Consider the following 21,619-nt stretch of genomic DNA (forward strand, 5'->3'; position numbering starts at 1 on the left):
CCACTGGATAGCTGGACTGGCGATCGCGACCGCCACTGGATTGTTTGTGATGCTGACCCTGAAGCCGCTGATTGACTGGCTGAAGCGCCGGGCCGTCTGGGATATTCCCAATGAGCGTTCCAGCCATACCGACATCACGCCACGCGGTGGCGGCATCGCAGTCAGCGCCGGCATGCTGCTCGGTATGGCGATCTGGTTCTCGATCGAACCCGATATTTATGGTTCGCTGTTATTGCTGGGCATGGCGACGTTGGCCATCGTGTCATGGCTGGACGACCGCCGTGGCGGATTGCCCGTTGGCATACGTTTCGGCATTCAGATGCTCGCCGTCGGCCTGGTATTGGCATTGCTGCCGGCGGATCGCGGCGTGACGGCCGGCTTGCTGCCGCTGTGGCTGGAGCGCGTTGCGCTATTCCTGGCCTGGTTGTGGTTTACCAATCTGTTCAATTTCATGGATGGCATCAACGGCATTAGCGGCATGGAAATGGCGACTCTCGGCATCGGCCTTGCGCTGGTGGCCGCCGATTCGGTCCCGATCGGCATGCCGGGCCTGATCGTGGCTGCGGCTGGCCTTGGTTTCCTGCCGTGGAACTGGGGTAAGGCGAAGGTTTTCCTAGGCGATGTTGGCAGCGTGCCGACCGGTTATCTGCTCGGCGGTCTGCTCTTGCTGCTGGTGCTGCATGGCGCCTGGGCGGCGGCACTCATTCTGCCGATGTATTATTGGATAGATGCCAGCGTCACGCTGCTGCGCCGGTTATGGCGCGGCGAAAAAATCTGGCAGGCCCATCGCAGTCATTTCTATCAGCAGGGCGCCCGCAAGCTCGGCAGTCATGCCGCCGTCGCCGCCCGTATCGCCGGGCTCAACCTGCTGCTGATCGCCCTGGCGCTGATCAGCCAGCATTCCTGGCTTGTGGCCATGGCGGCGGTCGGTCTGGCCGTACTGGCCTCGACTGCCCTGTGCAGGCATTTCGCCGGAACGACGAAGCCGCTAGAATAGCAACCCATGGCAATGCCGCGCGAATCCCGTGACCGCTGAACCCGCCAAGCCACGACGCCTGAACGGCCGCGTCCTGCTGGTGGCGCTGCATGACGTTGTCATGGCGGCGGCGTCTTTCCTGCTGGCGCTGGGGTTGCGCTATTGGATGACCGACATTCCCTGGTCGCCAGCCGAATCATGGGAAGGCATGTTGGTCTTCGCTGCGGTCGCTGCCGTGGTCTTCCGCTATGCGGGCCTCTATCGCGGCATCTGGCACTTCGCCTCGTTGCGCGATATGATGGCGATCCTGCGCGGCAGTATCCTGTCGCTGCTGATCTTCCTGCCGCTGTTGTTTTTCGTGACCCGGCTGGACTCCTATCCCCGCAGCGTGCTGATCCTGCAGTTCTTCATCCTGGTTGCGCTGCTGGCCGGTCCCCGTCTGCTCTATCGGGCCTGGAAAGAGGGCAGTCTGATCCAGGCGCTGAAGCGGGGCGACGACAGGCGCATCCCGGTTCTGCTGCTCGGCTCGGGCCAGCCTGCCGATGCCTTCATCCGTGAGCTGGAGCGCGGCGCGGCCGAATATCGCATCGTTGGCATCATCGACGATGCCGAACGCCGCCATGGCCGTGATCTGCGCGGTGTGCGGATTCTCGGCAGTCTTGGCGACCTAGCTGCCATCGTGCAGCAGATGCGGGAGTTGGATCGGCCACGACGCATCATCGTGACCGACGACCGTTTCAGCGGACGTGCCATTCGCGATCTGGTCGAGACCGCGGCGCAGCTCGGCATCACGGTAGCGCGGCTGCCGCGCCTGACCGAATTCCGCAAGGAAGGCGATGGCCGGCAGGAGGTGCAGCCGATTGCGGTGGAAGATCTGCTCGGCAGGCCGCAACGCGTGCTGGATCGCGCCGCTGTCGCGCGGCTGATCGGCGGCCGGCGTGTCTTGATCACCGGTGCCGGCGGCACCATTGGGTCCGAACTTGTGCGTCAGGTGGCGGCGCTGGGTCCGGCCCTGGTCGTTCTGTTCGAACAGAGCGAGCATGCCCTGTACCAGATCGACATGGAACTGGCCGAGCGCATGCCGGCCATACCGCGGATTGCCCATCTGGGGGACGTGCGCAACGCCGAGGCCGTCAGCCAGGCCTTTGCTCAGCACCGGCCCGAAATCGTGCTGCATGCCGCCGCCTACAAACATGTGCCGCTGGTGGAGGTCAATGTCGGCGAAGGCGTATTGACCAATGCCATTGGCACGCAGATCGTGGCCAATGCCTGCCGCCATCATCATGTCGCCGTCATGGTGATGATCTCGACCGACAAGGCCGTCAACCCTACCAATGTGATGGGCGCCACCAAGCGTGTGGCTGAAATGGTCTGCCAGAGCCTCGATCTCGACCGTTCCGCGGGCGGCAATGCGGGGACGCAGTTCGTCACCGTGCGGTTCGGCAATGTGCTCGGTTCTTCGGGCTCCGTCGTGCCGCTGTTCCAGCGCCAGCTCGGCAGCGGTGGTCCGCTGACCGTGACCCACCCCGATGTGACGCGATTTTTCATGACGACGCGCGAAGCGGTCGAGTTGATCCTGCAGGCGGCGGCCATGCCGCGCGACGGCCTGCATGCCGAAGGCAAGATTTTCGTGCTCGACATGGGCGAGCCGGTGCGCATCCAGGATCTGGCGCGACAGATGATCCGCCTGGCCGGCAAGCAGCCCGACAAGGATATCAAGATCGTGTTCACCGGCCTGCGGCCCGGCGAAAAACTTTACGAGGAAGTCCTGCACCAGGACGAGTCGCTGGTGAAGACGCCCGAGGAAGGCGTGTTGCTGGCCGCGCCGCGCGTGATCGACCGCGCCGAACTGGAGCAGATGCTGGCCCGGCTTTCCGACGCTGCAGCAAAGCGCGACAACGCGGCGATCCTGGCGCTGCTGAAATCCCTGGTGCCGGAATTCCAGCATGCTCCCGAAGGGCAGGACAAAGCCGCACAGGAGAAGCCCGCCACTGCGGCCGCGGACTGACCTGCGCTAGGTCTCAGTCCCGGGCTTAACCTCGGGCGATCAGCTCGGCCTGCTTGACGATGCCTTCGGCCTGGCGGATCGAGGCGATGTCAATCAGCTTGCCATCCAGTGCCACGGCACCCTGGCCCTTGGCCTGGGCATCCTTCATGGCTTCCAGAATCCGGCGCGCCTTGGTCACTTCCGATTCCGGCGGCGTATAGACATCGTTCGCCAGCGGAATCTGCGACGGGTGGATCGCCCATTTGCCTTCGCAGCCCAGGATGGCGGCGCGGTTGGCCTGAGCCTTGTAGCCCTCGTTATCCGAGAAATCGCCGAACGGCCCGTCGATCGGGCGCAGGCCGTTGGCGCGGGCGGCCACCACCATGCGGGCAATGGCGTAATGCCACATATCGCCCCAGAAATAGTCACGCGGCTTGTCGCCGTCCTTGTCGGTCAGCACGCCATAGAGCGGGTTCGGGCCGCCGATCGAGGTGGTGCGTGCCCGCGTCGAGGCCGCATAGTCGGCCACGCCGAAATGCAGGCTTTCCAGGCGTGGTGAGGCGGCGGCGATTTCGTGGATATTCTGCATGCCGAGCGCGGTTTCAATGATCGCCTCGATGCCGATGCGCTTCTTGAAGCCTTTCGCCGTCTCGATCTGGGTGAGCAGCATGTCCACGGCATAGATGTCGGCCGCCGTACCCACCTTGGGCACCATCACGAGGTCCAGCTTGTCGCCGGCGCCTTCCACCACCTCCACCACGTCGCGGTACATGTAATGGGTGTCGAGGCCGTTGATGCGCACCGACATGGTCTTGTTGCCCCAGTCCACGTCATGCAGGGCCTGGATGATGTTCTTGCGCGCCTGCGGCTTGTCATCGGGCGCCACGGCATCTTCAAGGTCGAGAAAGATCACGTCGGCGGCGCTTTTTGCCGCCTTCTCGAACAGCTTCACATTGCTGCCGGGCACCGCCAGTTCGCAGCGGTTCAGCCGGGCCGGGGCGGGGGTGATGGTCTTGAAGCTCATGGCGCTGACTCTCCCATTTGGTCTTGCTGCATCTGCTAACTGGAGCGGAGGAGCTTGGCAAGGCTGACGTTGGGAGAAGGTTTTGCGAAATAAAATTACCCCGGCCGCCGGGAATCAGCTTTTCGCCAGCGGATGATGCTGGCGCACCAGCGCCTGTTTCCGCGCTTCCAGAACATGGGTGTAGATCTGCGTCGTGCTGATATCGGCATGGCCCAGCATCTTCTGCACCGCGCGCAGGTCGGCGCCATGGGCCAGCAGGTGGCTGGCGAAGGCATGGCGCAGCACATGGGGCGATACTTTCGCGGGATCGATGCTGGCCGCCACCGCCAGGTCTTTCAGCAACTGACCGAAACGCTGGCGCGTCAGGTGGCCGCTTTCGCCGCGCGAAGGAAACAGCCAGGGCGAGGACTTGCCGGTGATGAAATCAGCACGCCAACCGGCATAATCCTCAATAGCCTGCCGTGCCGGTTCGCTTAAGGGCACCAGACGTTCCTTGCCGCCCTTGCCGCGGATCACCAGGAAACGCGGATCGTCGCCGAAGGGCGGCCAGCGCAAGGACACCAGCTCGCTCACCCGCAGGCCCGAGGCATATAGCACCTCCAGCAGAGCCGTCAGGCGCGCGGCTTCCGCCGGATCGTCGCGCAGGTTTTGCGCCTCTTGCAGCAGGCGGTCGACCTCGTCCTCGCTCAGCAGCTTGGGCAGCGGCCGTGCGCGTTTCGGCGCATCCAGCAGGGCGGCGGGATCGTCGCGCCGGATACCATCTTGCAGCAGGAAGCGGAAGAACTGCCGCAGGGCCGACAGCCGCCGTGCCGCCGTGGCCGGCTTCAGCCCGGCATCGGCCAGGCCCTGCACATACAGACGCAGGGCATCGATGCCGATACGTTCGGCGCTTTCGTTATGCACGGTCAGGAAACCCGCGAAATCGGTCAGATCGTTTTCGTAGGCATCAAGCGAATTCTTCGCCAGCCCGCGCTCGGCGCTGAGCATTTCCAGGAAGGCGTCGATATGGCGGTCGGCCGCATTCCTCATGATTGGGCCATGGCGGGATCAGAAGCCGCGCAGCAGCGCCGCTTCCAATGCGATCTGTCGCGCTTCCGTGGCCATTCCGACATTGCGCAGCGCTCCCAGCGCGGTTGCCAGGCTCTGGCCATCGGCATCCAGGCTGCCATTGGGGCCGAGCAGCGCCAGTGCCAGCGCCACGGTTTCGCCTTTCGCCTTGGCCTCGGAGGCGCGCAGCAGGTTGCGCCATACCGCCACGGGCGGCGCCTTGCGCTCGGCGCCCGCTCCGGCATTCAGCAGGCTGTCCCAACGTTCTGTCGGCACAACGATGCCAGCCCCTTCGGCCAGCGTCAGCAACTGCGCGGCGCGCGCATGGCGCTGGGCCACCGGCAGGTCGTTCTGCGCCGCCAGCCAAGCTTCATACCGGCTATCGCGCCACTCGCCGTCCTCGCCCGCGATCAGCAGCAGAGGCCAGGCTTCTGCGGCGATCTCGCCGGCGTTGTCGCGTTCCGGCGGCAAGGCCATCAGGATGTTGCGCCACAGCCGCGCGGTGCCGGTCTCGCCCGCGGCCAGCGCCATGCGGATCACGGCCGGCGCCGCGGGAATGCTGGCCTCGTTGGGCACTAGGTTGTTCAGCAACGGCTTGTAGGCCGCAGCCGTAGGCAACAGCAGGTCGCGCGCCATGGCAAGGTCATAGGCGCGGCGCACAAGTTCGGCGCGCGCCTTGGGCTCGTTGGCCGCTTTGGTGGATTGATACAGGAACGCGGCGGCGCGTGCGTTCTTGTCCTTGCCGCCGGCGATCGCCGCAGTCAGGGCGGCACGCTGCGCCTCGGGAATTTCGGCAGCGGCATAGGCTTCGGCCAGCAGTTCGGCCGGCAGCGCGCCATAACGCACAGCGCGCTCGGTCGCGCTGAGTCGCAGTTCGGCATCGGCCTTGTCATAGGCCGCCAGTGCCACCAGCAGCGATGGTGGCGCGACGTCCAGAGTGTCTTTCGGCAAAGGGCGGCCGGCTGCGCGCAGCATGGCGAAATGCAGCGGGCTGGCGCCACCCAGGCTTTCCACCTTCGCCCGTGCATCGCCGCGCAGGGCGGCAGCCAGGGCGTTGAAAGCCGGATCCTCGCCGCCACCGCCATCGCGCCACAGGCTGAGCGCCAGATCGCCGCCTGCGATATCCTTGGCGCTGTAGCGGCACAGCACGGCCGCTTTCTGCCAATACGGCGAGGCATCCTCGCGCAGTGCCGACGCAGCCAGGCTGCAGGCCTGTGCCAGGTCGTTTTTCAGCAATGCCATTTCGAACGGCAGCTGGCGGAAGATCGGATCCTTCAGGTCTGGCGGCTGCGGCGTGCCAAGCTGTTCGGCGGCAGCGATCTGGCCCAGACGGAACAATTGCTCGACCCGCAGGCCAAGTAGGCTGGGGGTGCCGCCACTGCCAACCGGTGCCTGTGCGGTGGTGAGCAGCAGGCGACGCTGCAGGTCGCGCAGGGCGCTGGCTGCCACAGGCGCCGGCAGCACGCCAAGCGCCTGCATGGCTTGGGCGCGGCTGGTACCTTGCCACATCGTGGCCCCAAGGCCGCCATTGCCGTCATCCAGCAGGCCCGCGATGGCGGGATCGGGCGCCGATAGCGGCTGGCTGACGAATGCGGGCGCCTTGCCGTTGGGCGGAGCGAGTTCGGTGGAGGGCTGGGGAGCAGGCAGGGGGGCGGTTTGTATGCCGCCGGGCTGGCCCAGTCCAGACTGTCCTGCACTAGGCTGGCCCGCACCAGGCTGGCCCTGGCCGATGGGCGGTGTGCTGTCCTGTGCCGGGGCGGCAGTGTCGGGGCGCTGTTCCGTCCCAGGTTGACTTGCCCCGGGTTGGCTAGCCCCGGGCGGGGTCAGGCGGATCGGTTGCGCCCGCAGATCAAAGCCGGCAATCAGAACCGCCTGTACGGCCAGTCCCGCGAGCAGGAGGCCGCGGCCGGTGAACCGGCGGGGCAGGGCGGAACCGGCATGCATCGGTTATTTCCCGAGCCGGTCGGCCGGGATCACCTTCTCGACCTTGGCGCGCGGAGCCGGAATGTCCCAGCTTGCCAGGAAGGTAACGCCACCGCCGATCAGCAGCACGAGAAACAGGAACAGGACAATCGACATACGGGCCATGCGGCTCGAACTCCGGGTTGCAGCGGGCCGGCGGAACGGGTGGCGCGCTGGAATTGTGACGCGATTGCTTTATTGTACCGGCGCGGCCCCCATCAGGCAATCGCGGGCCGCATGGCTCTGTCACAGTAGCCGTCGGGAAGGTCGGTCCGGATCGCGGGCCAGGATCACAGGAATGGGCGTCAGTATTATCGATACCGTCTCCGGCGTGGCTGCCACACCCGACTCGACCGCGGATGCAAATGCCGGCGCGGAGGGTCTGCGCAGCCTGGTGCTGGTTGGCCTGATGGGAGCGGGCAAAAGCTCGGTTGGCCGCCGGCTGGCCGGGCGGCTGGGGTTCGATTTCCTCGATGCCGATATCGAGATCGAAAAGGCGGCCGGCGCCACGATTCCGGAAATCTTTGCCGCGCATGGCGAGGCGGCCTTCCGCGATGGCGAGCGCAAGGTGATTGCCCGATTGCTGGAGCAGCCGCATATCGTGCTGGCCACTGGCGGTGGTGCCTACATGAACCCTGAGACGCGCGCCCGCATCCGCGAACGCGGCCTTTCGATCTGGCTCAAAGCCGAGCTTGACGTGCTGGTCAAGCGTTGCGCCCGGCGCAGCAACCGCCCGCTGCTCGCCAATGGCGACCTGCGCGGCACGCTGCAGCGCCTGATGCAGGAGCGCTATCCGGTTTATGCCGAGGCCGACATCGCCGTGATCAGTGCCGACGGACCGCATGAGGCGGTGGTCGAGCAGATCCTGCAGGCTTTGCCGCTGGCCTATCGCAAACTGGCCGAACGGCATCACGCCGAACCGGCGCATTCCTCACCGACAGAGTAAGACCATGACAGAGCAAAAGGTGCGCGTCGCACTGGGTGATCGCGCCTACGATATCCTGGTCGGTGGCGGCCTGCTGGAACGCGCGGGCGAGCATATCGCGCCGCTGCTGCGCCGGCCCTATGCCGTGATCGTCACCGACGAGAATGTGGCGGCCCGGCATCTCGACACGCTGAAGCGCGCGTTGGCGCTGAAGAATATCGGCTGCGAGGCCGTGATCCTGCCGCCAGGCGAGAAACAGAAATCCTATGCTGGTTTCGAGCAGATCTGCGAGGCGCTGCTGGCACTGAAGGTCGAACGGCGCGACCATGTCATCGCCCTGGGCGGTGGCGTGATCGGCGATCTTGTCGGTTTTGCCGCCTCGGTATTGCGCCGGGGCATGGATTTCATCCAGGTGCCCACTTCCCTGCTGGCGCAGGTTGATTCTTCCGTCGGCGGCAAGACCGCGATCAACAGCCGCCAGGGCAAGAATCTGATCGGCGCCTTTCATCAGCCGCGCCTGGTGCTGGCCGACGTGGCTCTGCTGGATACCTTGTCGCCGCGCGAGCTGCGCGCGGGTTATGCCGAGGTCGTGAAATACGGCTTGCTGGGCGATGCCGAGTTTTTCGCTTGGCTGGAGCAGAATGGCGCGAAGCTGCTGGCCGGCGACATGGCCCTGCGCACGGAAGCCGTGGCGCGCTGCTGCGCCCACAAGGCGCGTATCGTGGCAGCCGACGAACGCGAGGAGGGCGAGCGAGCCCTGCTCAATCTGGGCCATACCTTCGGCCATGCGCTGGAAGCCGAAACCGGCTATTCCCAACGCCTGCTGCATGGCGAGGGCGTTGCCGTCGGCATGGGCCTGGCTTTCCGCCTGTCGGCGAAGCTCGGCCTGTGCGGCGGCGAACTGGCGCCGCGCGTGGAGCGTCATCTGGCGGAGAGCGGCCTGCCGGCGCGGCTTCTGGATGTCGATGGCGCAAAGGCCTTCTCGCCGGCCGTGCTGCTGGAGCATATGAAGCAGGACAAGAAGGTGCGTGACGGCAAGCTGGTCTTCATCCTGGCCGAGGCCATCGGCCGCGCCGTGCAGCGCAACGACGTGATGCCCGAGGCGGTGGATACCCTGTTGCGCGAGCAACTCGCCGTCGCGGCATAAGCGCCGCCATGCCAGTTGCCCTGATCACCGAGGTTCTGTCAGTCATCGCGCCGTTGTTCGTGCTGGCCGGTTTCGGCTGGCTATGGGCGAAACGCGGCCGTCCCTTCCAGGTCGAGACTGTCAGCCTGCTCGCCACCAATATCGGCACGCCCTGTCTGGTGTTGCACAGCCTGCTGTCGTCCGAGATCAATCGCGCCATGCTGGGCACGATGGTACTGGCCAGCATGATCGCGCTGGCGGTGGTGATGGCGGCCAGCGCGCTGGCTTTGCGGCTGCTTGGCCTGCCGGTGCGCAATTTCATCTCTTCGCTCACCTTCCCCAACGCCGGCAATGCCGGACTGTCGCTTTGCCTGTTCGCTTATGGCGCGGAGGGTCTGGCGCTCGGCATCCTGTTCTTCGCCGTGGCATCGCTGGGCAACTGGACGATCGGCCAGTCGATCATGGCCGGACGCGGCAACCTGCGCGAGGTGCTGCGTTCGCCGATGATCTACGCGATCCTGTTCGGCATCCTGGGCAATCTGGTCGCCCTGCATCCGCCGCTGTGGATCATGCGCAGCCTGCAGGTGGCCGGCGGCATCGCCATTCCGCTGATGCTGCTTACGCTCGGCGTCTCGCTCGCCACGCTGAAGGTGCAGGATCTGAAAAACGGTCTGATCCTGTCGCTGCTGCGGCTGGGTCTGGGGATCGGGATCGGCTTCGGCCTGAGTTGGTTTCTGGGTCTGGAAGGCGCGGCACGCGGCACTTTCATCATCCAGTGCGCCATGCCGGTGGCCGTGGTGAATTATGTGTTTGCCGCGCGCTTCAATCGCGATCCGGCCGCCACGGCCAGCCTGGTGGTGATTTCCACCCTGCTCAGTTTCGCGACTCTTCCTGTTCTGCTGCTGGCAGTTTTGCGCTGAAGCCCATCATGTCGCCATGGCCGTTCTGCCGGCCCAGGGCCTGTGTACCAAGTGCCTGTGCTGTCGGCGCGATTCCGGCCACGCCGACGCCCGAACGCACCACGAAATAGGCCAGGATTGCGCTGCGCACCCGCGAGGTGAGCGTCTTTTCCCGGCGCATTGGGTCGCGGTCGACCTGGGTGGCGAATTGGTGCCGGTCGATGCCTTCGACCGTGCAGATGGCGTCCAGGGCCGCCCATTCCAGATGCTCCAGCCGTATACTCGTGCGGCCCCGGCCCAGACGCAGGTTGCGGGTCACCAGGCTGGGACCGTTACTGGCGGCGGCAGAAGCATGCTGAGGTCGACGGGTCATCGGCATAACTGCAACCTATAATGGATGATAAAAAAACTATCAAATGAAAAGGTTGCAATATCCACATAAATCTGACTCGATAAGTTGTGTAATAGAATCAACTAGATGCAGAAATTCCCCGCATTGCTGCCTCGGCGGGCGTGAGGGCGGTGATAGCCAGGGCGTGCACGCCGTCGGCGAGCTCCGCAGCCAACAGGCTGTAAATCTGGCGCTGGCGCTGGACCCGGCTGGTGCCGGCAAAGGCCTCGGCCACAATGGTCAGGCGGAAATGGGTTTCCCTGGCGGGCAGGCCCTTCATCGCGGCATGCCCGGCATGCATGGCGGATTCGTCAATCAGTTCCAGTATCTGGGGCTGCAGGGCTCGGCTCAGATTGCTGCGGATCCGCTCGGCCAACGACATGACGAAAACTCCCCGATCGCTCAAGAAAAATGCAGGTCGGCTATAACCCTATGGCAGGGGCTATTGCCTTGCCAGTGTCACCCCTAAGACCCATACTTTCACGATCATGTCGCGCGCCCGATCCGCCCAGCAGAAAATCTTCCTCGATGCCGAGGCCGAAGCCGCCTTTGGCCGGCGCGGCATGCGCTGCTGCGATCATCCCGGCTGCAAGCAGGAGGGGCGTTTCCCCGCGCCGAAAAGCCGCGAACCACGCGACGGGCGCTGGCATTTCTGTCTCGATCATGTGCGGCAGTATAATGCCGGCTGGGATTTCTTCCGTGGCATGAGTGCCGATGATGTCGAACGGTATCAGCGCCAGGATGTGCTGGGCCATCGTCCCACCTGGCGGCTGGGCACCAAGCCGCAGCGCGAGGAACCGCAAGTCTGGGTCAAGGACGATCTGGGCATCCTGGCCGAAGTGGGCATCACGCTGGGTGCCGGTCGGCGCAAGACGAAGGCCGAACTGCAACTCGATCCGCGCGAACGCGAGGCCCTGCTGCAACTGGGCTTCGATCTGGAGAAATTAACGCTGCCGCTGCGGAAGGCCGACCTGAAGGCGCAGTACAAGCTGATGGTCAAACGGTATCATCCCGACGCCAATGGCGGCGATAAACAGGCCGAAGAACGGCTGAAAAGCATTAACCAGGCCTATGCCTTTCTCCAGACCCGCGGCTATACTTGAACAAATGATCTCCCCCAAGGCGCATATTAAAGCCCAAGCAAGAACCCGAGAGTGACGATGACGGCCCTTCAGACCAAGTCCGTTTCCATGCCGGCGAGCGATCTGCCGGATATCACGGTTTCCGTACGCGACGTGTTCGGTATCGATAGCGACATGAAGGTGCCGGCCTTCAGTCAGCCCAGCGAGCATGTGCCGGATCTGGATCCGAGCTATCGCTTCGATCGCGAAACCACGCTCGCGATCCTGGCCGGTTTTGCCTATAACCGCCGCGTCATGGTGCAGGGCTATCATGGCACCGGCAAATCGACCCATATCGAGCAGGTCGCCGCCCGCCTGAACTGGCCATGCGTGCGCATCAATCTCGACAGCCATATCAGCCGCATCGACCTGGTCGGCAAGGATGCCATCGTGCTGCGCGACGGCAAGCAGGTGACCGAATTCCGTGAAGGCATCCTGCCCTGGGCGCTGCAATCGCCGGTGGCCCTTGTATTCGACGAATACGATGCCGGCCGCCCGGACGTGATGTTCGTGATCCAGCGCATCCTGGAAGTCGAGGGCAAGCTCACGCTGCTCGACCAGAACCGCGTGATCCGCCCGCACAAGGCTTTCCGCCTGTTTGCCACGGCCAACACCGTCGGCCTGGGCGACACCACCGGGCTTTATCACGGCACACAGCAGATCAACCAGGGCCAGATGGACCGCTGGAGCATTGTCTGCACGCTCAATTACCTGCCGGCTGACGACGAAGTCGCCATCGTGCTGGCGAAATCGCCCAGCTATACCGGCGAACAGGGCAGGAAGACGATCCAGAACATGGTAGCCGTGGCTGAGTTGACCCGCGCCGGCTTCATCAACGGCGACATCTCGACGGTGATGAGCCCGCGTACCGTCATCACCTGGGCCGAGAATGCCCGTATCTTCGGCAGTGTCGGTTTCGCCTTCCGGCTCACCTTCCTCAACAAGTGCGACGAGCTGGAGCGGCCGATGGTGGCGGAATACTACCAGCGCTGCTTCGGTGAGGAATTGCCGGAAACCGCGGCCAAGGCCGACCTGAACTAAGCCGGCGCCGCAGTCTGGAGTTCCTGGCATGGCCAACAAGCCGGAAAGCCCGATCGAACCCTTCAAGCGCGCGCTGACTGCGGCGACGCGGGCCATCTCGCATGACCGCGATCTGCAGGTTAGCTTCGGGCCGGAGACGCCCGGCCTGCGTGGCAAGCGTGCGCGCCTGCCGGTGCCGGGGCGCGAGTTGCCGGCGACGGAAGTGGCGCAGATTCGCGGTATGGCCGATGCCATGGCTTTGCGTCTGCGCCATCATGATGACGGCCTGCATTCCCGCCTGCTGCCCCAGGGCGGCACGGCGCGTGCGGTGTTCGACGCCGTCGAGCAGGCTCGCGTCGAGGCGATTGGCGCCAACCGCATGGCCGGCGTGGCGCAGAACCTGAATGCCGCGCTGGAAGAACGCTGCCGCAGCAAGGGCTACGCCAAGATCAGCGACCGGTCCGAGGCGCCGCTGGCCGACGTGCTCGGCCTGCTGGCGCGCGAGCGCCTGACGGGCGAGGCGGTGCCTGCCCAGGCACAGAAGATGGTGTCGCTGTGGCGTGACTGGATCGAGGAGAAGGGCGGCGCCGATCTGGACGAGATGCTGAACCGCATCGACGATCAGCGGGCCTTCGCCAAGGTGGCGCGCAAGCTGATCAAGGATCTTGAGCTGGTCGACGATGAAAACGGCGACCTGAATGATGAGGACGAGGGCGAGGATCAGGACAGTCAGGGCCAGCAGCCCCAGAGCCAGTCCGATGGTTCCGAGTCCGAGCAGGGCGACGCATCGTCCAGCGGCATGGAGCAGGCCGATGCGGCCGATGCCTCCGGCGGCGAGGCGGTGGAGATGGATGCCGAAGCCGGCATGGAGGAGCAGGTTGCCGGATCCGGCGAGGAAGCCGGCAAGGGGCGCCGCCCGCCCGGCTCCGACATGATGGGCCATAACCGCGAGGCGGTTTACAAGGCCTATACCAAGCAGTTCGACGAAGTCGTGGGCGCCGACGACCTGTGCGACGCCGAGGAGCTTGGCCGTCTGCGCCATCACCTGGATCAGCAGCTTTCCAATCTCCAGTCGGTTGTCGGCAAACTGGCCAATCGCCTGCAGCGCCGCCTGATGGCGAAGCAGTCGCGGTCGTGGCATTTCGATCTTGAGGAGGGCATCCTCGACGCGGCCCGGCTGGCGCGCGTGGTGGCGAATCCCACGCTGCCGCTCAGCTACAAGCAGGAAAGCGACACCGATTTCCGCGATACTGTCGTCACCCTGCTGATCGACAATTCCGGTTCCATGCGCGGCCGGCCGATCACGGTGGCGGCGATGTGCGCCGATATCCTGGCTCGCACGCTGGAACGCTGCGCGGTGAAGGTCGAGATTCTCGGTTTCACCACGCGCGCCTGGAAAGGTGGCCAGAGCCGCGAGAAATGGCTGTCCGACAACAAGCCGGCGCAGCCCGGCCGCCTGAACGATTTGCGCCATATCGTATACAAGGGTGCCGATGCGCCCTGGCGCCGCGCCCGTCGCAATCTGGGTCTCATGCTGCGCGAGGGCCTGCTGAAGGAAAACATCGACGGCGAGGCGCTGATGTGGGCGCATGACCGTCTGCTGGCGCGCACCGAACAGCGTCGGATCCTGATGGTGATCTCCGACGGCGCGCCGGTGGACGATTCGACCCTGTCGGTCAATCCGGGCAATTACCTCGACCGCCATCTGCGCGAGGTGATCGACTGGATCGAAAAGCGCTCGCCGGTGGAATTGACCGCCATCGGTATCGGCCACGACGTCACGCGCTATTACAAACGCGCCGTCACCATCGTTGATGCCGAACAGCTCGGCGGCGTGATGATGGAAAAGCTGGCCGAATTGTTCGACGAAGCACCGCCGATGCAAAAACCTGCGCGGGGCCGGGGCGGACGTCGCGCCGCCTGACAATCGCCTGGTTCGGCGTCAGTTCAGTTTCTTCAGCGATGCCAGCAGATTGGTCAGGCCGCTTTTCGCTTTTTCGCTCAACGCTTCGCTTGCCGGCGCCTGTGGTGTTGCTGCGGCCTGTTGTGTAGTCGATGCCTGCTCCGGTGCGACGGGCCCGGTGGACGCGCCACCCAGCACACGATTGATTGCCGCGATCAATTGCGGCAGGGCGATGGGCTTGGCGACGTAATCATCCATGCCGCCGGCGATATAGCGTTCGCGATCGCCTTCCATGGCGTTGGCGGTGAGGGCGATGATCGGCAGGCGGGAACACTCCTGCGGCAGGCGGCGGATCGTTTGCGTCGCCGTCAGGCCGTCCATTTCCGGCATCTGCATGTCCATCAGCACAAGGTCGTACGGCGCTTTCTGCACCTGTTCGCAGGCTTCGATGCCATTGGTCACCAGATCGGCCTGATGACCAAGCTGCCGCAGCATCAGGCCGATCACCATCTGGTTCACCTGATTGTCCTCCGCCACCAGGATCCGCAGGGATCTCTGCGTCGCCGGGCCATCGGCCTGGGCGGCGGCGATTTCGGTCTCTACCGGCTGGCCTTCATGCAGTGGCAAGGTGAACCAGAATATGCTGCCTTCCCCCTCGGTACTCTCCACGCCGATCTTGCCGCCCATCAATTCGATGAGCTGCTTGGAGATCGCCAGGCCCAGTCCGGTGCCCCCAAAGCGGCGGGCGATCGAACTGTCGGCCTGGCTGAAGCGACCGAACAGATGTTTGATCTTGTCGGCGGCGATGCCGATGCCGGTATCGCGCACCTTGACGGTCAGATTGAAGCGGCCTTCCGACTGGTGCACGGCGTCGACGATGATTTCGACTTCGCCCCGGTCGGTGAACTTGATGGCATTGCCGGTGAGGTTGAACAGGACCTGGCGCAGCCGCGCCGGGTCGCCCTTGGCGAAACGCGGCACTTCCGGCGCGACGCAGGTGCTCAGGCGCAATCCCTTCATCACGGCGCGGGGGTTCATCATGGAAACCGCGCTCTCGATCACGCGCGGCAGGTCGAAATCGATCGATTCCAGGTCGATGCGGCCGGCTTCCAGCTTGGAAAAATCGAGGATGTCGTTGATCAGGGTCAGCAGATGTTCGGCCGATTCGCGTGCCGTGATCACCAGCTTGTGCTGCTGCTGCGACAGTTCGGTGTTCTGCAGCAGGCCGATGGTGCCCAGCACGCCGTTCATGGGGGTACGGATTTCATGGCTCATCATCGCCAGGAATTCTGATTTGGCGCGGCTGGCTTCCTCGGCGCGTTCCTTTTCCTCCGAGAATCGGTCGGCCAGTTCACGCAGGCGGAAGGATTGCTGTTCGACCTGCCGGTTGGCGGCTTCCAGATCGGTGATGTTGCGCTGCAGGGTTTCCTGCTGCTGCTTCAGGGCCGTGATGTCGGTGCGGATGCCCACGACGCCACCGTCGCTGGTGCGGCGTTCGGTGTTGCGCAGCCAGCGGCCATTGGCCAGCCGCGTCTCGGTGCTGCCGCTGCCCTTGCGGAACAATTCGACGCGTTCGGCCAGCCATTCCTCCAGGAAGGCCGGCTCCATATCCACCATCTGGCGCTGGATGCTGGCGCGCAGGATATCGCTGAACTTGGTACCCGGCACCAGCAGGTCGCTGATCTCCCTGTAGAACTCGCGGTATTTCGAGTTGCACAGGACCAGGCGCTCGTCCTTGTCGTAGAGGATGAAGCCGTCCGAGATGCTCTCGATGGCGTCGAACATCTGCCGCTCCGCCTGTTTGATCGCGGTGATGTCGGTGCCGATGCCGACCAGGCCGCCATCGATGGTGCGCTGTTCGTGCACAAGCAGCCAACGGCCATCGGGCGTTTGCCGTTCCAGCGCAATGCCGGCAGGGTTGCGATGCTGCTTCAGCCGTTCGGCAATCCAGCTTTCCGGGTCCTTGGCATCGGGTCCGAAGGTGCCGTTGGCGACGCCCTGACGCAGCATGTCCTCGAAATGCATGCCGACCTGTATGACGCCCCTCAGGCCAGGGAAGTATTCGAGGAAGCGCTGGTTGAACATAACCACGCGATCATCGGCATCATAGAATACAAAGGCCTCGCTGATCGCTTCGATGGCATCGCGCAGACGCTGCTCGGCCAGTTTCAGATCGGTGATGTCGTCGATGATGGCGATCACGCCGCCTTCGGCGGTACGGCGGCGCTGATTGCGCAGCCAGCGTCCCTGCTTGAGGCGAACGTCGATCGGCTGGCCAGAAGGGTTGTAAAAATCCGCTTTCAGGCGGGCGACGTAATCCATCACATTCACGCCATCGCCCATGCGGTCCTGCTGGGCACTCACCAGTTCCATCATCTGGTCGTAATGAATGCCGGCCGGTGCCTGGTCCGGATCGTGGCCGGTCAGGTCGTAGAAGCGGCGATTGGCCATGGCAAGGCGGCCATCGCGGCCATACAGCGCGAAACCCTCGGCCAGAGATTCGATGGCATCACGCAGGCGCTGTTCGGCATTCTTCAGATCCGAAATGTCCGACACGATGGCAATGACTGTACCTTCTGCCGTGCGGTGGCGCACGGTACGCAGCCAGTATCCCGGTTCCGCCTCGACATCGAACGGCAGGCCGCTCGGGTTATCGAAATCCGCTTTCAGTTTTGCCACATAGGCCAGAGCTTCTTCCTCCCGGCCGACCTCGCGAGCCAGCCGCACAATATTTTGCAGAAGGTCATCGTTATGCGTGCCCGGGCCAACCTGGTCCGGCTCATGCCGGGTCAGTTCGTAGAACCGCTGGTTCACCGTGATGATCCGGCCGTCGCGGCCATACAGGACAAAACCTTCAGCCAGCGACTCGATGGCGTCGCGCAGGCGCCGTTCGGCCAGTTTGAGGTCGCTGATGTCGTTGAAAACGGTGATTACGCCGCCATCCAGTGTGCGGCAGCGTTGCATGCGCAGCCAGATGCCGGGATAGGGTTCGCTGTCTACCGGTTGTCCGGTGGGATTGAGGAATTCCGCGCTGAGGGCCTCGACGTAATTATCAATATCGAAGCCCGGTGCGTATTCCTGCCGCCGTTCGGCGGTGATGCGCATGATGTCCTTGAAATGGGTGCCGGGCTTTACCTGGGCCGGATCCTGCCGCGTCATTTCGTAATAGCGCTGGTTGGCCATCACCATGTAACCGTCCCGGTCATACAGGATGAAGCCCTCGGTCAGGGCGGCGATGGCATCGCGCAGGCGCTGTTCGGCCAGTTTCAGGTCGGTGATGTCGCTGACGACGGAAATCGTGCTGCCATCCGCGGTACGGTGACGTACGCTGCGCAGCCACTGGCCGGGCAGGGCCTCGCCGTCGATCGGCTTGCCTGAAGGATGGCGGTAATCGCGGTGCAGCGCCGCGGCATAGCCGGCATGATCGGAATCGGGCCAGTGATCGCGGCGCATTCTGAGGACTTCGCGGAAGACATCCTCATAAGTCACGCCCGTCTTGATGATGTCGGGGTTGTGGCCGGTCAGCTTGTAGAAGTTATGGTTTGCTAGGCGCAGGCGGCCATCGGGCCCGTAGAGAATAAAGCCGTCCGACAGGCTTTCGATGGCATCGCGCAGGTGCTGCTCGGCCAGTTTCAGGTCGGTGATGTCGTCAATCACCGAAATGATGCCGCCGTCGATGGTGCGATGGCGCTGGGTGCGCAGCCAATAGCCGGGGCGGATCTCGGCGTCGATCGGCTTACCCGAAGGATGCCAGAAATCCCGGCGCTGCTGTTCCTTGAAAGCGGCGGCATCGAAATCCGGCCAGCGCGCGATACGGCGCTGGGTGATGATTTCCAGCATCTCCTCGACATGCGTGCCGGCGCGGATCTGTTCGGGATCGTGGCTGGTGAGTTCGTAGAAGCGATGGTTGGCAACCATCAGGCGACCATCATTGCCATACAGCACGAAGCCGCTGCCCAATGCCTCGATGGCATCGCGCAGCCGTTGTTCGGCGAATTTCAGCGCGGTGACATCGCTGGTGATGCCGACCGATCCCCCTTCGCTGGTCGGGCTGATCGAGAACCGCAGCCAGCGACCATCCGCCATGCGCCATTCATACATATAGCCGCGTTTTTCCGTGGTCAGGCGCCGGGTGCGGAAGGCGAGGTGGCGCTGCCGGGCTTCCGGGGTCGAGGCGGTGCCGAAATCGGCGGCGGTGACTTCCAGGACCTCGCGATAACTGATGCCTTCGCGACCAATGAAGGCCTGAAAGCTTGGCAGCAGGTCAAGCGTGTTGTGGTTGAACAGGGCCAGATTGTCGTTGCTGTCGAACAGCACGAAGCTGTCGGGCATTGACTCGACGGCGTCGCGCAGGCGCTGTTCGGCCCAGGATGCGCGCTCGCTCTGATGATGCAGGATCAGCAGGAAACCGATACTGGCCAGGCTGGCCAACAGCATCGCGGCGCCGCTGAAAGCAAGGTTCTCGCGCCAGCTGGAAAGAAGGGTATCGCGCGAAACGCCGGCGGCGACAATCAGCGGAAAACCGGGAACGCGACGGAATGCGAGATACCGCCGCACGCCATCTGGCAGGCCAGACGTCAGGTAAAGGCCCGCATCCACATTGTCATACTGGCCGCTGAATAGCGGGATGCCTTGCGTTGAACTGCCGATGCCAGGACCGGTTTCGGGGATGCGCGCGATGCGGAAGCCATTGGCATGATGCAGGGTAAGCGAATTATCCGGCGTGATGGCGGCTTCGCGGTAGAAGCTCATGAAATATTCGGGATCGACCGCCGCCACGATGATGCCGCCAAAGCTGCCGTCGGGCTTGTTGAAGCGGCGGCTGACGTTGAGTGTCCATAAGCCCGTAAGGCGGTTCTGCATTGGCTCGCCGATGAACAGGCCGGCGTGGCTGCGTTCGCGATGGACCGTGAAATATTCACGGTCGGCGGCGTTGAACGGGCGTGGCTGCAGGCTGGCGCTGTCGAGGATGGAATTGCCGGCGTCGTCGAGTGCCAGAAAGGCGCGCACCTGCGGCATCTCGGCCAGGCGGCTGTTCATCCGTTCGCGCAATGCGGCCAGCGAATGGAAGTTCTGGGTGCCGGCCATGCCGCTCAGCGTTTCGGTGTAATTCAGCAGGAAAATGTCGACGGCCGAGAAACTGCGGCTGGCGTGTTCTTCCATCATGATCGCCAGCGACCGGGCCGTGGCCTGGCCATTCGCGATTTCGTCATCATACTGGCGATAGAGTTGCAGCCCGAGCACGCCGCCAAGCAGAAGCAGCAGGGCGGCCACGAACAGGATCGGCAGCCTCATTGCGGCGCGGCTGGCCGGAATGATTCTCGGGGGCTGGCCAGGGCGATTTTCAGGGGCCGCCATCATCGGGTATCAGTGCCTTGCTGGGCTGCAGGAAAGATGCGGATCATCATGGAAGCCAAATCTAAACAATTGATAAGTCTAGCACTGCTTCTGCTGCTGGCTATCGGCTCGGCGATGCCTGGCCGAGGGCTGCGGGCCGAACCGCTGCAGGTCCGCAGCGCCGCGCTGGAGCTTAACCCCGAACAGCCGGGTCAGGTGCAACTTGGCCGGCTGCAGTATCTGGGCGGCCTGATCCTGGCGGCCGAAGGCGATGTTTTTGGCGGATATTCCGGAATTGTCGTGGATGCCGATGGTGCCGGGCTCTGGGCGATTTCCGATATCGGCCACTGGCTGCGGCTGGATTTCACCCGCGATGCCGCCGGCCTGCCCGCCGGCATCGCGGCGGCCAGGCATCTGCCGCTGAACGATGCCCAGGGCCGGCCGATCGAGCGCAAATCGCTGAAAGACGCGGAGGCCCTGCGCCGCCTGCCTGATGGGTCGTGGCTGGTGAGTTTCGAACGCGCCCATCGGCTCTGGACCTATGCCGAGCCCGGCGCCGCCGCAGGGTTCGCCCTGCCGGTGCCGCCCGGTTTCGAAACCCAGCCCGATAATGGCGGGGCAGAAGCCGTGGCGGTCTGGCCGAATGGCGACTTGCTGCTGTTCAGCGAAGAAAAGGAGGTTGCGTCCGGCCATACAGCCGCGTGGCTGCGCCGGGGCGGTGCCGGTGTTCAGGGCGATGTCTGGTCGGACTTGTCCTGGCCCGCCCGTGACGGCTTCAAGCCGACCGATGCCGTGGCCCTGCCCAATGATGATGTTCTTGTGCTGGAGCGCTTCTTCACGCCACTGAGCGGACCGAAAGCCCGGATCAGCCGGCTGGCCGCCACATCCATCCGGCCCGGTGCGGCCTTGCAACCGGAAACCCTGGCGGAATGGGCGCGGCCGGTTTCGGTCGACAACATGGAAGCGCTGGATATGCGCCGCGCCGAAGATGGCAGCCTGTGGCTCTATGTGATGTCGGATGACAACCAGAACCGCCTGCAGCGCACGTTGCTGATGGTGTTCAGGTTGGAGCCGTAAACGAAAACGCCGCCGGCATCTCTGCCAGCGGCGTTTGCAATCCCGAAGGATGAAGAGCTTCAGGCCGCCTTGGTGGCCAGGGCCTTCTTGATCTTGCGCTTCAGCACCTTGGCTTCGTCAGACAGGCGTTCGTCGCGGGTCTTCAGCAGCCAGTTGTCGATACCGCCGTTATGTTCCACCGAGCGCAGGCCATGTGAGGAAACGCGCAGCGTCACGTCGCGACCCAGCGCTTCGCTGATCAGCGAAACGACATGCAGGTTCGGCAGGAAGCGACGCCGGGTCTTGTTGTTGGCGTGGCTGACGTTGTTACCGGACTGAACGCCCTTGCCGGTCACTTCGCAACGACGGGCCATGATGAACCTCTAACTTTCCAGTGTGAGTCTTAAATTTGGCGGCCGGTTATAGGGTCTTACCCCCCACCCGTCAACTCGAATCCCGGGTCGGGGATAGGCCGGCGGGCAAGGCGCGAGGCCGCATTCGCGGCGGGCATGGAAAAAGCCCGGTTTTGCCGGGTGTTGCCGCCGGCCGGACTGGCATAAAGGCGCGTTGACTCCACCGGCCCGACCCCGTATACAGCGGGACCGATTTTGCCGGGGGTCCGCAGGCCCCCGGTTCTATTTGCGTGTATTCGTCTTTTTCCGCGGTTTTCCGGGATAAAGACGGCTGTCAGACGGAGAGCCGCTGTGAAACGGACCTATCAACCCTCCAAGCTGGTGCGCAAGCGCCGCCATGGTTTCCGCGCCCGCATGGCCACCAAGGGCGGCCAGAAGGTTATTGCCGCGCGCCGCGCCATCGGCCGCAAGAAGCTCTCGGCCTAATTAACC

18 protein-coding genes are annotated in these 21,619 nt (G+C 64.1%); 10 read left to right on the forward strand and 8 right to left on the reverse strand.

All coding sequences use genetic code 11. The features are described from left to right. The first annotated feature begins 49 nt into the window (after positions 1-49). Complete coding sequence (locus tag ACE3OO_RS10875; RefSeq protein WP_374302704.1) at positions 50-997, forward strand: glycosyltransferase family 4 protein; 948 nt, start codon at positions 50-52, stop codon at positions 995-997. A gap of 28 nt (positions 998-1,025) precedes the next feature. After that, positions 1,026-2,984: a polysaccharide biosynthesis protein gene (locus ACE3OO_RS10880; protein ID WP_374302706.1), complete on the forward strand. Its 1,959-nt coding sequence runs from the start codon at positions 1,026-1,028 to the stop codon at positions 2,982-2,984. Between the two features lie 25 nt (positions 2,985-3,009). Here ACE3OO_RS10880 and ACE3OO_RS10885 read toward each other — a convergent pair whose 3' ends face one another. From ACE3OO_RS10885 to ACE3OO_RS10900, 4 genes are all read right to left on the reverse strand, one after another. Next, positions 3,010-3,987, reverse strand: coding sequence for a CoA ester lyase (locus tag ACE3OO_RS10885; protein ID WP_374302708.1), 978 nt, complete (start codon positions 3,985-3,987; stop codon positions 3,010-3,012). A 114-nt stretch (positions 3,988-4,101) separates the two neighbouring features. Then, positions 4,102-5,016: a site-specific tyrosine recombinase XerD gene (locus ACE3OO_RS10890; RefSeq protein WP_374302710.1), complete on the reverse strand. Its 915-nt coding sequence runs from the start codon at positions 5,014-5,016 to the stop codon at positions 4,102-4,104. 18 nt (positions 5,017-5,034) lie between these two features. Beyond that, positions 5,035-6,978: a hypothetical protein gene (locus ACE3OO_RS10895; RefSeq protein ID WP_374302712.1), complete on the reverse strand. Its 1,944-nt coding sequence runs from the start codon at positions 6,976-6,978 to the stop codon at positions 5,035-5,037. A gap of 3 nt (positions 6,979-6,981) precedes the next feature. After that, positions 6,982-7,122 carry a hypothetical protein gene (locus ACE3OO_RS10900; protein WP_374302714.1) on the reverse strand — a complete coding sequence of 47 codons (141 nt, stop codon included), beginning with the start codon at positions 7,120-7,122 and terminating at the stop codon, positions 6,982-6,984. 172 nt (positions 7,123-7,294) lie between these two features. On the opposite strand from ACE3OO_RS10900, the gene ACE3OO_RS10905 reads away from it, so the two are divergent. The 3 genes from ACE3OO_RS10905 to ACE3OO_RS10915 are packed head-to-tail and all read left to right on the forward strand — an operon-like array spanning position 7,295 to position 9,967. Next, positions 7,295-7,942: a shikimate kinase gene (locus ACE3OO_RS10905; RefSeq protein ID WP_374302716.1), complete on the forward strand. Its 648-nt coding sequence runs from the start codon at positions 7,295-7,297 to the stop codon at positions 7,940-7,942. A gap of 4 nt (positions 7,943-7,946) precedes the next feature. Next, positions 7,947-9,068, forward strand: a complete 1,122-nt coding sequence (gene aroB / locus ACE3OO_RS10910) for a 3-dehydroquinate synthase (protein WP_374302718.1) — start codon at positions 7,947-7,949, stop codon at positions 9,066-9,068. An 8-nt stretch (positions 9,069-9,076) separates the two neighbouring features. After that, positions 9,077-9,967: an AEC family transporter gene (locus ACE3OO_RS10915; RefSeq protein WP_374302720.1), complete on the forward strand. Its 891-nt coding sequence runs from the start codon at positions 9,077-9,079 to the stop codon at positions 9,965-9,967. Here the strand turns inward: ACE3OO_RS10915 and ACE3OO_RS10920 are convergent. Both ACE3OO_RS10920 and ACE3OO_RS10925 read right to left on the reverse strand, forming a co-directional pair. Continuing rightward, the gene (locus ACE3OO_RS10920; RefSeq protein ID WP_374302722.1) at positions 9,921-10,319 is read right to left on the reverse strand and encodes a ribbon-helix-helix domain-containing protein; all 399 of its coding nucleotides are present in this window, start codon (positions 10,317-10,319) and stop codon (positions 9,921-9,923) included. The genes ACE3OO_RS10915 and ACE3OO_RS10920 overlap by 47 nt on opposite strands. A gap of 97 nt (positions 10,320-10,416) precedes the next feature. Next, on the reverse strand, positions 10,417-10,719 hold the full coding sequence (locus tag ACE3OO_RS10925; protein ID WP_374302724.1) for a BolA family protein: 303 nt from the start codon (positions 10,717-10,719) through the stop codon (positions 10,417-10,419). A gap of 106 nt (positions 10,720-10,825) precedes the next feature. Between ACE3OO_RS10925 and ACE3OO_RS10930 the strand changes: the two genes are divergently transcribed. From ACE3OO_RS10930 to cobT, 3 genes are read left to right on the forward strand one after another with little or no spacing between them, the layout of a single operon-like run. Then, complete coding sequence (locus ACE3OO_RS10930) at positions 10,826-11,440, forward strand: J domain-containing protein (protein ID WP_374302726.1); 615 nt, start codon at positions 10,826-10,828, stop codon at positions 11,438-11,440. A 57-nt stretch (positions 11,441-11,497) separates the two neighbouring features. Continuing rightward, on the forward strand, positions 11,498-12,499 hold the full coding sequence (gene cobS / locus ACE3OO_RS10935; protein ID WP_374302728.1) for a cobaltochelatase subunit CobS: 1,002 nt from the start codon (positions 11,498-11,500) through the stop codon (positions 12,497-12,499). Between the two features lie 28 nt (positions 12,500-12,527). Next, positions 12,528-14,402 carry a cobaltochelatase subunit CobT gene (cobT, locus tag ACE3OO_RS10940; protein ID WP_374302730.1) on the forward strand — a complete coding sequence of 625 codons (1,875 nt, stop codon included), beginning with the start codon at positions 12,528-12,530 and terminating at the stop codon, positions 14,400-14,402. 18 nt (positions 14,403-14,420) lie between these two features. Here the strand turns inward: cobT and ACE3OO_RS10945 are convergent, their stop codons facing one another. After that, the gene (locus ACE3OO_RS10945) at positions 14,421-19,676 is read right to left on the reverse strand and encodes a PAS-domain containing protein (RefSeq protein ID WP_374302732.1); all 5,256 of its coding nucleotides are present in this window, start codon (positions 19,674-19,676) and stop codon (positions 14,421-14,423) included. A gap of 177 nt (positions 19,677-19,853) precedes the next feature. Here ACE3OO_RS10945 and ACE3OO_RS10950 point away from each other — a divergent pair, with 177 nt between their 5' ends. Next, positions 19,854-20,795: an esterase-like activity of phytase family protein gene (locus ACE3OO_RS10950; protein WP_374302734.1), complete on the forward strand. Its 942-nt coding sequence runs from the start codon at positions 19,854-19,856 to the stop codon at positions 20,793-20,795. A 59-nt stretch (positions 20,796-20,854) separates the two neighbouring features. On the opposite strand, the gene rpmB is transcribed toward ACE3OO_RS10950, so the two are convergent. Continuing rightward, positions 20,855-21,148, reverse strand: coding sequence for a 50S ribosomal protein L28 (rpmB, locus tag ACE3OO_RS10955; protein WP_374302736.1), 294 nt, complete (start codon positions 21,146-21,148; stop codon positions 20,855-20,857). 330 nt (positions 21,149-21,478) lie between these two features. On the opposite strand from rpmB, the gene rpmH reads away from it, so the two are divergent. After that, positions 21,479-21,613: a 50S ribosomal protein L34 gene (gene rpmH, locus ACE3OO_RS10960; RefSeq protein ID WP_374302739.1), complete on the forward strand. Its 135-nt coding sequence runs from the start codon at positions 21,479-21,481 to the stop codon at positions 21,611-21,613. The last annotated feature ends 6 nt before the right edge of the window (positions 21,614-21,619 follow it).

The organism is Ferrovibrio sp., assembly GCF_041906005.1.
In the GTDB taxonomy this organism is placed as follows: Bacteria; Pseudomonadota; Alphaproteobacteria; order Ferrovibrionales; family Ferrovibrionaceae; genus Ferrovibrio.

Excerpts from the sequence above, each read along its gene's own strand:
- ACE3OO_RS10925 (WP_374302724.1), bottom strand. The coding sequence starts at position 10,719 with ATGTCGTTGGCCGAGCGGATCCGCAGCAATCTGAGCCGAGCCCTGCAG.
- aroB (WP_374302718.1), top strand. The coding sequence starts at position 7,947 with ATGACAGAGCAAAAGGTGCGCGTCGCACTGGGTGATCGCGCCTACGAT.
- ACE3OO_RS10885 (WP_374302708.1), bottom strand. The coding sequence starts at position 3,987 with ATGAGCTTCAAGACCATCACCCCCGCCCCGGCCCGGCTGAACCGCTGC.
- ACE3OO_RS10915 (WP_374302720.1), top strand. The coding sequence starts at position 9,077 with ATGCCAGTTGCCCTGATCACCGAGGTTCTGTCAGTCATCGCGCCGTTG.
- ACE3OO_RS10875 (WP_374302704.1), top strand. The coding sequence starts at position 50 with ATGCTGACCCTGAAGCCGCTGATTGACTGGCTGAAGCGCCGGGCCGTC.
- ACE3OO_RS10895 (WP_374302712.1), bottom strand. The coding sequence starts at position 6,978 with ATGCATGCCGGTTCCGCCCTGCCCCGCCGGTTCACCGGCCGCGGCCTC.
- cobT (WP_374302730.1), top strand. The coding sequence starts at position 12,528 with ATGGCCAACAAGCCGGAAAGCCCGATCGAACCCTTCAAGCGCGCGCTG.
- ACE3OO_RS10945 (WP_374302732.1), bottom strand. The coding sequence starts at position 19,676 with ATGAGGCTGCCGATCCTGTTCGTGGCCGCCCTGCTGCTTCTGCTTGGC.
- cobS (WP_374302728.1), top strand. The coding sequence starts at position 11,498 with ATGACGGCCCTTCAGACCAAGTCCGTTTCCATGCCGGCGAGCGATCTG.
- ACE3OO_RS10900 (WP_374302714.1), bottom strand. The coding sequence starts at position 7,122 with ATGGCCCGTATGTCGATTGTCCTGTTCCTGTTTCTCGTGCTGCTGATC.
- ACE3OO_RS10920 (WP_374302722.1), bottom strand. The coding sequence starts at position 10,319 with ATGACCCGTCGACCTCAGCATGCTTCTGCCGCCGCCAGTAACGGTCCC.
- rpmB (WP_374302736.1), bottom strand. The coding sequence starts at position 21,148 with ATGGCCCGTCGTTGCGAAGTGACCGGCAAGGGCGTTCAGTCCGGTAAC.
- ACE3OO_RS10950 (WP_374302734.1), top strand. The coding sequence starts at position 19,854 with ATGCCTGGCCGAGGGCTGCGGGCCGAACCGCTGCAGGTCCGCAGCGCC.
- ACE3OO_RS10905 (WP_374302716.1), top strand. The coding sequence starts at position 7,295 with ATGGGCGTCAGTATTATCGATACCGTCTCCGGCGTGGCTGCCACACCC.
- ACE3OO_RS10930 (WP_374302726.1), top strand. The coding sequence starts at position 10,826 with ATGTCGCGCGCCCGATCCGCCCAGCAGAAAATCTTCCTCGATGCCGAG.
- ACE3OO_RS10890 (WP_374302710.1), bottom strand. The coding sequence starts at position 5,016 with ATGAGGAATGCGGCCGACCGCCATATCGACGCCTTCCTGGAAATGCTC.